Genomic DNA, 9369 nt, shown 5'->3' with positions numbered 1-9369 from the left:
CCCCCCCCCAGCGTTCTTCGATCCGTTCCGGGGTGCCGAGACCGCGCACCCCGATTGTTGGCACTCAACCCGAAAGCACCCGATGGCACCCGACCCCACCCCTTTCGACCGTCTCGTCTCTGCGGCCTCGTCGCCCGACGCCCCGCAGGGAGAAGACGGTCAGCCCTCCCGCAGTGCGGTACGGACGGCGGCTCGTCGTCGACGTCGAGCGCGCCGTCGACTGCTCGTGGCAGCCCTCGTCGTCGTGGCCCTGATCGGCGGATCCGTGGGCGGCGGGCTCTTCTTCGTCCATCAGATCGTCGGCAAGAACATCACGGCCCTCGCCGACGACCAGGTCTTCCCCGACGAGGCGGGGAGGCCACCCGCCTCCTCGACGGGCGAGCGCAACATCCTGCTCCTCGGCTCCGATTCCCGCCAGAAGGGCACCGATCACGACCTCGAGAAGCCCGGCTCGCAACGCGCCGACACGATGATGCTGGTGCACGTGGCCGCCGACCGCAAAACGGTCACGGTGATGTCGATCATGCGCGACCTCTACGTGCCCGTGCCCGGGCATGGCGAGGCGAAGATCAACGCGGCCCTCGCCTGGGGCGGAACCCCGCTCGCCGTGCAGACCATCGAGGGGCTCCTCGGGGCCCGAATCGACCATGTCGCCATCATCGACTTCGATGGCCTCGCGGCGATGACGACCGCGCTCGGTGGCGTCTGGGTCGACAACCCGCAGCAGTTCACGGCGAAACACGGCACCGACAGGTTCTTCGCCGCCGGGCCGATCAAGCTGCAGGGGGAGCGCGCGCTGACCTTCGCTCGCGAGCGCTACGCCTTCGCCACCGGCGACTTCCAGCGGGTCGCGAATCAGCAACTCCTGCTGAAAGGAATGCTGAGCAGGGTTCTCAGCCGAGACGTGCTCGGCGACCCCTCCAGCTTCGTCGACTTCGCGAGCGAGGCCTCGAAAAACCTCAGCGTCGACGCCCGGTTCACTTTGCGAGAGATGGCTGCGCTCGCTTACAGCCTCCGCGGCATCGACCTCGCCGACATCGACTTCTTCACCATGCCGACCGCGGGCACGGGCGCGATCGGTACGCAATCGGTGGTGAAGCTCGATGAGGGGCAGACTGCGGCGCTCCGAAAGGCTCTGGCCGACGACACCACGGCCCAGTTCGCGGCCGCGCTCACCGAGAAAAACGGCTAGAGCTCGCTAGTCCCACCACGCGGGGATCACCAGCATGATGTTGTCGAGCAGCACCTTGCGGCTGGTGCGCCTGCCCGTCAACCAGTTCTCGATCAGACCGACGAGGCCGTGTGCGATAAAGCCCGCCGCGAGCGAGGGCGACAGCCCCTCGGGAATCCTTCCCGAGATGCGTTGCTCGAAATGCAACATCGACGACGTCTCGAAGTGGCGGGCCAGCACGCGGTGCGTCGACGCATCAAGGGGATCGGGCAGGGCCAAGCGGTAGATGTCGCGGTAGCGGACCACATGGTCGATGACACGATCCATGCCCTTTCGCGTGATCTCGGGGGGCTGGTGCGTGCCTGCGGTCCGCAAGGCGAGGTCGGCTTCGCGGATCGCATCGAGTTCAGGCGTCAAGACGTCGGTCAGCAGCGCCCCGGGTGAGGTCGCGTGGCTGTAGAAAGTGGCACGGTTGATGCCGGCCGCACGAGTGACGTCGGCGACGGTGATAGTCGAGACCGGTGCCGCTGACGCCAACTCGATGATCGCGGCGTGCAATGACTTCGTCGTCTGCACAATTCGGGCGTCGACCATGGTTCCTCCCCATCCGGTGGTGTGCCCCGAGCCTAGACGTCGCGGGACCCCTTCCGTCGCACGTCTCGGACCGCGACTTCGGCTAGGCGACACCTGCCGATCAGGGCTAGGGTGAAACGGTGTCGGCCGACGAGTCGACACCGATCACCCCTCGTCTCTGCGCGGCCTCGGCCCCGGGCCCGGTCTTCCGTTCTGCCCGGCACTGCCCTCTTCCGCGTCACCACACTCAATTCCGTCAAAGGAGCTCCGTGACCATCGTCGTGCACCCGGGTGACTCGCTCACCCGGCGACAGCGTCTCGTCTACATCGTCGTCCTCGGCGCCCTCACGGCGCTCGGCCCTGCCACCATCGACCTGTATCTTCCGGCGTTCCCCGAACTGCAGGCCGACTTCGGAGTCAGCAAGGCGGTCGTTCAACTGACCTTGACCGCGACGACCATCGGCTTCGGTCTGGGGCAGCTCCTCGTCGGTCCGTGGAGCGACAAGGTCGGTCGCCGTGTGCCGCTCATCGTGGCGAGTTCCGTCCACGTGCTGGCGAGCGTCGGCGCCGCCACGGCGGTCAACGTCGAGGTGCTCGGGCTCTTCCGCGTGCTCCAGGGCATGGGCGCCGCCGCCGGGGGTGTCGTCGCGATGGCACTCGTGCGCGACCTCTTCGGCGGTCGCCCTCTGGTCAAGATGCTGTCGCGTCTCGCTCTCGTGAACGGGCTCGCTCCGATCCTCGCTCCCGTCATCGGATCCCAGCTTCTGCGCGCGACGAGCTGGCGGGGCATCTTCATCGTCCTCGCTGCCTACGGCGTTTTCGTCGTGCTCAGCGCGATCTTCTTCATCGTCGAGACGCTGCCCAAGGAGCGTCGTCACGAGGCCGGCCACACGACCCTCCGCCAGCGATACCGCGTGCTGTTCCACGACCGCATCTTTGTGGGAGTGGCACTGATCGGAGCGATGGTCTTTTCGGGCCTCTTCTCGTACCTCTCGTCGTCGTCGTTCCTGTTCCAGGATCTCTACGGCATGAACGCCCAGCAGTACGGGCTCCTCTTCGCGGTGAACTCGCTCGGCGTCGTGCTGGGCGTACAGATCAGCGCCCGGCTGGCTCAGCGGATCGGGCCTCAGTGGATCCTTGCCGGGTCGACCAGCGTGATGTTCCTGTGCGCCGTCGCGATCGTGTCGCTCGACCAGCTCGACCTCGGCATCGTCGGCCTTCTGGTGCCGCTGTGGCTGTTCATCTGCTCGTGCGGATTCTCGTTCCCGCAGGTGCAGGTGCTCGCCCTGGCGAACCACGGCAAAGAGGCGGGCACGGCTGCGTCGCTCCTCGGCGCACTCAACTTCGGCCTCGCCGGTCTCATCTCGCCGATCGTCGGGCTCATCGGCATCACGACCGCGGCCCCGATGGGAGCCGTAATGGTGTGCACGACGTCGGTCGCGATCCTCAGCCTCTGGTTCTTGGTCAGGCCCCGCACCGTGCCGGCGCTCGGGCACTGAATTCACTGAGAGTTAAGGATCCTACGGATCGGTACCGTAGGCGCATGACACCGGATCCCCACCCACCCGGGCAGGGCGAGCAGCGACTCGCCCTCCGCGTTCAACGTCGCTGGCCCCTGGCGAGTGCCCTCGGAGGCGTCGGTCTCGCGCTCCTCCTGGGCTGGCTGATCATGACGCGGGGTGGCGCGACCTCCCTCGACGCTGAGTGGATGGAAGAACTCGTCGAGCATCGCTCGCCGTTCTGGGAGGTGCCGGCCCTTGTGATGGACTTCCTCGGCGGCGGATGGTTCGGCACGTTCGTCGTGCCTCTCGCGGTCCTCGCGGTGCTCCTGATCACTCGCCGACGCTGGGGAGCGGTGTACTTCCTCGCCGCGACGCTGCTCAGTGCCGGTCTCGTGCAGGTGCTCAAGCACACGTTCGGTCGAGCCCGGCCGCTCGAGATCCTCGTGCAGAGTGACTTCGGATCCTTTCCATCGGGCCATGTCGCGAACGCCGCGACGATGGCCGTGACGCTTGGCGTCATCATCCGCCTGCGAGGCGTGTGGATCGCCGGTGCCGTGTACGTCGTCGCCATGCTGCTCAGCCGCACCTATCTCGGTGCGCACTGGCTGACCGACACCCTGGGCGGGTTTCTGGTCGGAGCGGGCGTCGCGGTGATCCTCTGGGCGCCCTTCGCGCACAGGCTGCTCCGCGAGCGACAGCGCCGCCGAGAGCAGTCGTCCGACACTGCGGCCTTGGCTGAATCACGCGCCTGAACGGTACGGTGATTCGGCACAGTTTCGTGGCGTCAGCGACCGGCTGACCACCTCCGGGTGAAACATACCCGGTGGTCGGATACCACCCGAACTGGGCTGTTCGTAGGATCCTGGTCTCCCCTAAAGTGGCATGACGACGCAGTTCCTCCTCAGGGGTGAAGAGCACAGCGAAACCGACGTTCTAGGGGGAACGACTTGAGTACAACCACGCCCACGAGCGGCCGTCCACCGCGCGGTGGTCGAGACCGGGCGCGTGCCGACCTGGACGGCAACCCGATTCCGCGAAGTGCCCGCCTCGGCGCTCACGTCGTCGAAGTGTTCGCTCAGCCTCACGAGTCTCTCGGCCGAACGGCACTCCTGTCGGGAGCTTTCAGCCTGGCGCCCGTCTTCGCCGCGGTGCTGCTGCTGACGCTGACATCGTCGTTCTGGCCTGTCATCGTGCTCGGCGAGATTATCGTGGCCTGCCTCTTCTTCGCGGTGTACATCCGCTTTCGACTCGTCCACTCGGCGATCACCCCCGATCACTTCCTGAAACGGCGCATGCTCCTCTCGCCCGTGTCGGTCGACCTCGGCCGAGTCGACCGAGTGCTGATCAACCGCGTGTACCGGACGTCGTCGACAGAGGCGCTCCTGCAACTGCTCGCCATTGACAATCGCGGGCACCGCCTGTTCGGCCTGAGCGCGCTGTTCTGGTCGGACGACGACATCCGTCGAGTGGCCGACCACCTCGGCATTCCGACGACGGTCGACAACGCCCCGCTCTCGCGCACGGAGTACTACGCCGCTTTTCCGATGGCCCGCGGGTGGTACGCGCGGCGTCCGGCACGGGCCGTGATGGTGCTCGCGGCGACGGCGCTTGTGGCGGTCGGCGCTCTGGTGGTCAACGGGTGGGTGCACCCCGCCTGACGGGTCTTGTCGGGGCGCCGAGTGCCGCCTTTTGCTGGTTTCCGGAGGCCGCTGCCGACTTTTGGCGGCACTCGCGGGCCCGCCAGGGGCGATCGGGTCAGTCGTCGGGGTGGGACAGCGCCTGCTCGCGGAGGCGGTCGATGTCGCGGCGGTCGCGCTTCGTGGGGCGGCCGGCTCCGCGGTCGCGGATCGGAACGAACGCGCGCTCTTCGCGCGGCGGTGGCGGGGGAGTGAGGTCGGTCAGCGCGGTGGCCGCGACGGGGGCGCCGACACGCTTGAGGAGGAGCGTGCGGACCACGACGATCCGGTCGAACCCCTCGATGCGCGTGCGGATCTCGTCGCCCGGGCGTATGGCCTGGGCGGCTTTCACGCGCTCGCCGTTGACTCGGACGTGCCCGGCACGGCATGCGGCGGTGGCGGCCGATCGCGTCTTGAACACACGCACGGCCCACAGCCACACGTCGACTCGTGCGCTGCTGATCTCGGCCATGCTCCCACCCTACGTCCCGCCGAATCCTCAATTTCGACGCTCCCCGCTTTCCCCGACCCGTCATTTCTGAGGTCTCACCCTGCAGCGAGCCAGCGGAACTAGCAATGCCCCTGCCCGGCTTCGAAGAAACCGGACAGGGGCAAAGCATTTCGCGGGAGCGAAGCGACCGCGGGGAGCGGAGCGACCCAGCGGAACTAGCAATGCCCCTGCCCGGCTTCGAAGAAACCGGACAGGGGCAAAGCATTGCGGAGAATGGGGGATTCGAACCCCCGAGGGCGTAAACCCAACACGCTTTCCAAGCGTGCGCCATAGGCCACTAGGCGAATTCTCCAGTGATCGTCGCCCGGAGGCGGCGTTCGACCTTGAGAACTCTACCGGGTTCGCGGCGTGGTGACGAACCGGGTGGGCTGGATCCTTGTCGGTGTCGGTATCGCAGGCCGCTCCGAGCATCCGGCCCTAGGGTTGGTCGCGTGTCGACACGCATCTACATCACGTCAGCAGAGGGCCACACCGGCAAGTCGACTGTGGCGCTCGGGGTGCTCGACACCCTGAGTCACGAGTTGGGCCGGGTGGGGGTGTTCCGGCCGGTCGCGAGGTCGACGTCGGAGCCCGACTATGTGCTCGAGTTGTTGCTCGCTCACGACAGCGTCGATCTGCCGTATGACGAGTGCATCGGCGTCACCTACGACGATGTCCACGCCGATCCCGATGCGGCGCTGGCGACGATCGTGGGTCGGTTCGCAGCCATCGAGCGGCAGTGCGACGCCGTGGTGATCGTCGGTTCCGACTACACCGATGTCGGCAGCCCGACCGAGCTGTCGTTCAACGCCCGTATCGCTGCCAACCTCGGGGCGCCCGTGCTGTTAGTGCTCGGTGGGCGCACGGCCGATGGTGACCGGTCTCGCACGGGGGCCGATATGCGTCAGGTCGCCGAGCTGACGACCATCGAGCTCCGCAACGAGCACGCGAGTCTGCTGGCCGTCGTCGCGAACCGCGTCGAGCCCGACTTGATGGCGGAGGTCGTTGCCGGCATCCGCGGGGCCCTCGAGGCCGGCCCCGAGGGCACCGTGCCGGTCTGGGCGCTGCCCGAAGACCGCGTGCTGGTCTCGCCGACCCTGCGCGCCGTGATGTCGGCGACGCGGGCTCGGCTGATCCGTGGTGACGACGCTCTGCTCGACCGCGAGGCCGTCGGCGTCGTGGTCGCCGCCATGTCGATGGAGAACGTGCTGCCCCGCCTCACCGAGGGCGCTGTCGTCGTGGTTCCCGGCGATCGTTCCGACGTTCTCGTCGCGACCGTGCTCGCGCACGCGTCTGACACGTTCCCGTCGCTGGCCGGCATCGTCTTGAACGGCGGGTTCGACCTCGCGCCACAGGTGGTGCGCCTCATCGGCGGTCTGAACAGCCCGCTCCCCATTCTCTGGTCGGAGCTCGGCACCTACGACACGGCCCTGCGCATCACGCAGACGCGCGGTCGCCTGGCGGCCGAGTCGCCGCGCAAGTACGACCTCGCCCTGTCGCTGTTCGAGACCAACGTCGACGGCGCCGAGCTGCTCCGGCTGCTGCAGGTCAGCCCCTCCGAGGTCGTCACACCGCTCATGTTCGAGTACCAGTTGCTCGAACGCGCTCGTGGCAACAAGAAGCACATCGTGCTGCCCGAGGGCGACGACGACCGCATTCTGCGCGCCGCCTCGTCGCTGCTCCAGCGCGGGGTCGCCGATCTCACCCTGCTCGGTAACGAGTCGAGCGTGCGCTCCCGTGGCGCCGAGCTCGGCCTCGACCTCGACGACGCCACCGTGCTCGACCCGAACGATCACGACCTGCAGACGAAGTTCGCCACTGAGTACGCCGCCCTCCGCGCACACAAGGGCGTCACGATCGATATGGCGATGGACACCGTCACCGACGTCTCGTACTTCGGCACGATGATGGTGACGATGGGGCTCGCCGACGGCATGGTGTCGGGCGCGAAGCACACCACGGCGCACACGATCCGGCCGTCGTTCGAGGTCATCAAGACCCGCCCAGGTGTGAAGGTCGTCTCGAGCGTGTTCCTGATGGCGCTCGCCGATCGCGTGCTGGTCTACGGTGACTGTGCCGTGATCCCCGACCCGACGGCGGAGCAGCTCGCCGACATCGCTATCTCGTCGGCCGAGACGGCAGTGCAGTTCGGGATCGAGCCGCGCATCGCGATGCTCAGCTACTCGACCGGAACCTCAGGATCCGGCGCCGACGTCGAAAAGGTCCGCGCCGCCACGGCGCTGGTTCGCGAACGCCGACCCGACCTCCTGGTCGAGGGCCCGATCCAGTACGACGCCGCCGCCGACCCCGGCGTCGCGGCCACCAAGATGCCCGACTCGCAGGTGGCAGGCCGGGCGACCGTGTTCATCTTCCCCGACCTCAACACGGGCAACAACACGTACAAGGCCGTCCAGCGGAGTGCTGGCGCCGTCGCTATCGGGCCGATACTGCAGGGGCTGAACAAGCCGATCAACGACCTGTCGCGCGGCGCCCTGGTGAGCGACATCGTGAACACGGTCGCCATCACCGCGATTCAGGCCGGTACCCAGTAGCAGTCGGGTCTGTCTCGGATCCTCGTTTTCTCTTCTTAGGAGCACCACTGTGAGCGCAGTCCTCGTCGTCAACTCCGGTTCGTCGTCGTTCAAGTACCAGCTGATCGAGCTCGAGGGGGAGCGGACTCTCGCCTCCGGCCTCGTCGAACGGATCGGCGAGGTGACCGGCGTCACGAAGCACAAGAACGCGAAGACCGGCGACGAGACGTTGAACGACTCGATCGCGATCCCCGATCACGCCGCGGGGTTCGCGGCGATGCTGAAAGCCTTCGAGCAGCACGGGCCCTCGTTCGACGAGCACCCGCTGATCGCGGTCGGGCATCGGGTCGTGCACGGCGGCTCGGAGTTCGATCGCGCCACCGTCGTCACCCCCGACGTCGAGAAGGCCATCGAGCGGCTCTCCGCCCTCGCGCCGCTGCACAACCCGGCGAACCTGCAGGGGATCCGCGCGGCCCGTGAGGCCTTCCCCGACTCGCCGCAGGTCGCCGTGTTCGACACGGCGTTCCACCAAACGCTCGCCCCCGCCGCCTACACGTACGCGATCGACGCGGCGCTCGCCGAGAAGCACTCGATCCGCCGCTACGGGTTCCACGGCACATCGCACAAGTTCGTCTCGCAGGCCGCCGCGGACTTTCTCGGCAAGCCGCTTGCCGAGCTGAAGATGATCGTGCTGCATATCGGCAACGGAGCCTCCGCGACCGCGATCGACGGCGGACGAAGCATCGAGACGTCGATGGGCCTCACGCCCCTCGAGGGCCTCGTGATGGGCACGCGCTCCGGCGACGTCGACCCGGCTGTCGTGTTCCACCTGCACCGCGAAGAAGGGCTCTCGCTCGAAGAGCTCGAGACGATGCTCAATAAGAAGAGCGGACTGCTCGGCCTCACCGGCAACGGCGACATGCGCGACGTCCAAGACGCAGCCTCGCGGGGCGACGAGGTCGCCGAGGGGGCCCTCGCCGTCTACCGGCACAGGATCCGGCACTACGTCGGCGCGTACATCGCGCAACTGGGCGGTCTCGACGCGATCGTCTTCACCGCCGGCGTCGGCGAGAACAACGCGCTGCTGCGGCGCCGCACCCTGCTCGGCCTCGACTTTCTCGGCATCACGATCGACGACGACCGCAACGAGCTCAGATCCCGCGACGCCCGCTACATCTCGGCGGAAGGGGCGCCGGTCGCCGTGCTGGTCGTGCCGACCGACGAGGAGCTCGAGATCGCGCGGCAGGCGGCTGCGCTGGTCTGAATTGGTTGGGCGCGACAGCGGTCGCGGCACCGGACCTCCGACAAGCTCCGGTCGTTCGGTGCTGCGACCGCTGTCGCGCCGCCATGGCGTAGTGAGGGGCGCCGGCTTGCGGGCAGACGTCGTACGGACTGGGGGACGTGCCGCGGCGCGGAGGTTAGTCCG

The 9369-nt window shown here is 67.6% G+C and carries 8 protein-coding genes and 1 tRNA gene; 6 read left to right on the top strand and 3 right to left on the bottom strand.

Going from position 1 to position 9369, the window contains the following annotated elements:
• Positions 1 to 82: 82 nt before the first annotated feature.
• Positions 83 to 1192: an LCP family protein gene (locus tag ASF54_RS16630; protein WP_084815967.1), complete on the top strand. Its 1110-nt coding sequence runs from the start codon at positions 83 to 85 to the stop codon at positions 1190 to 1192.
• Between the two features lie 6 nt (positions 1193 to 1198).
• On the opposite strand, the gene ASF54_RS05420 is transcribed toward ASF54_RS16630, so the two are convergent.
• Positions 1199 to 1765: a TetR/AcrR family transcriptional regulator gene (locus ASF54_RS05420; RefSeq protein WP_055959593.1), complete on the bottom strand. Its 567-nt coding sequence runs from the start codon at positions 1763 to 1765 to the stop codon at positions 1199 to 1201.
• Between the two features lie 248 nt (positions 1766 to 2013).
• Here ASF54_RS05420 and ASF54_RS05415 point away from each other — a divergent pair, with 248 nt between their 5' ends.
• The 3 genes from ASF54_RS05415 to ASF54_RS05405 all read left to right on the top strand — a co-directional run bounded on the left by ASF54_RS05415 (position 2014) and on the right by ASF54_RS05405 (position 4904).
• Positions 2014 to 3243: a multidrug effflux MFS transporter gene (locus ASF54_RS05415; RefSeq protein WP_055959591.1), complete on the top strand. Its 1230-nt coding sequence runs from the start codon at positions 2014 to 2016 to the stop codon at positions 3241 to 3243.
• 44 nt (positions 3244 to 3287) lie between these two features.
• Positions 3288 to 3998, top strand: coding sequence for a phosphatase PAP2 family protein (locus tag ASF54_RS05410; protein WP_055959589.1), 711 nt, complete (start codon positions 3288 to 3290; stop codon positions 3996 to 3998).
• 195 nt (positions 3999 to 4193) lie between these two features.
• Positions 4194 to 4904: a hypothetical protein gene (locus tag ASF54_RS05405; protein ID WP_157510034.1), complete on the top strand. Its 711-nt coding sequence runs from the start codon at positions 4194 to 4196 to the stop codon at positions 4902 to 4904.
• A gap of 97 nt (positions 4905 to 5001) precedes the next feature.
• On the opposite strand, the gene ASF54_RS05400 is transcribed toward ASF54_RS05405, so the two are convergent.
• Entirely contained in the window at positions 5002 to 5394 is a 393-nt protein-coding gene (locus ASF54_RS05400; protein ID WP_055959586.1) for an RNA-binding S4 domain-containing protein, read from the bottom strand.
• A gap of 246 nt (positions 5395 to 5640) precedes the next feature.
• Positions 5641 to 5725, bottom strand: a tRNA-Ser gene (locus ASF54_RS05395).
• Positions 5726 to 5864: 139 nt separating this feature from the next.
• On the opposite strand from ASF54_RS05395, the gene pta reads away from it, so the two are divergent.
• Together pta and ASF54_RS05385 are read left to right on the top strand one after the other, a co-directional pair.
• Positions 5865 to 7964 (top strand): phosphate acetyltransferase, encoded by a 2100-nt coding sequence (gene pta / locus ASF54_RS05390; protein ID WP_055959584.1) that lies wholly within the window; start codon positions 5865 to 5867, stop codon positions 7962 to 7964.
• 49 nt (positions 7965 to 8013) lie between these two features.
• Entirely contained in the window at positions 8014 to 9207 is a 1194-nt protein-coding gene (locus tag ASF54_RS05385; RefSeq protein WP_055959582.1) for an acetate/propionate family kinase, read from the top strand.
• Positions 9208 to 9369: the final 162 nt, after the last annotated feature.

The organism is Frondihabitans sp. Leaf304, assembly GCF_001423105.1.
Classification (GTDB): domain Bacteria; phylum Actinomycetota; class Actinomycetes; order Actinomycetales; family Microbacteriaceae; genus Frondihabitans.
The sequence above is the reverse complement of the archived record's forward strand: the minus strand, read 5'-3'. Positions and strand labels throughout refer to the sequence as shown.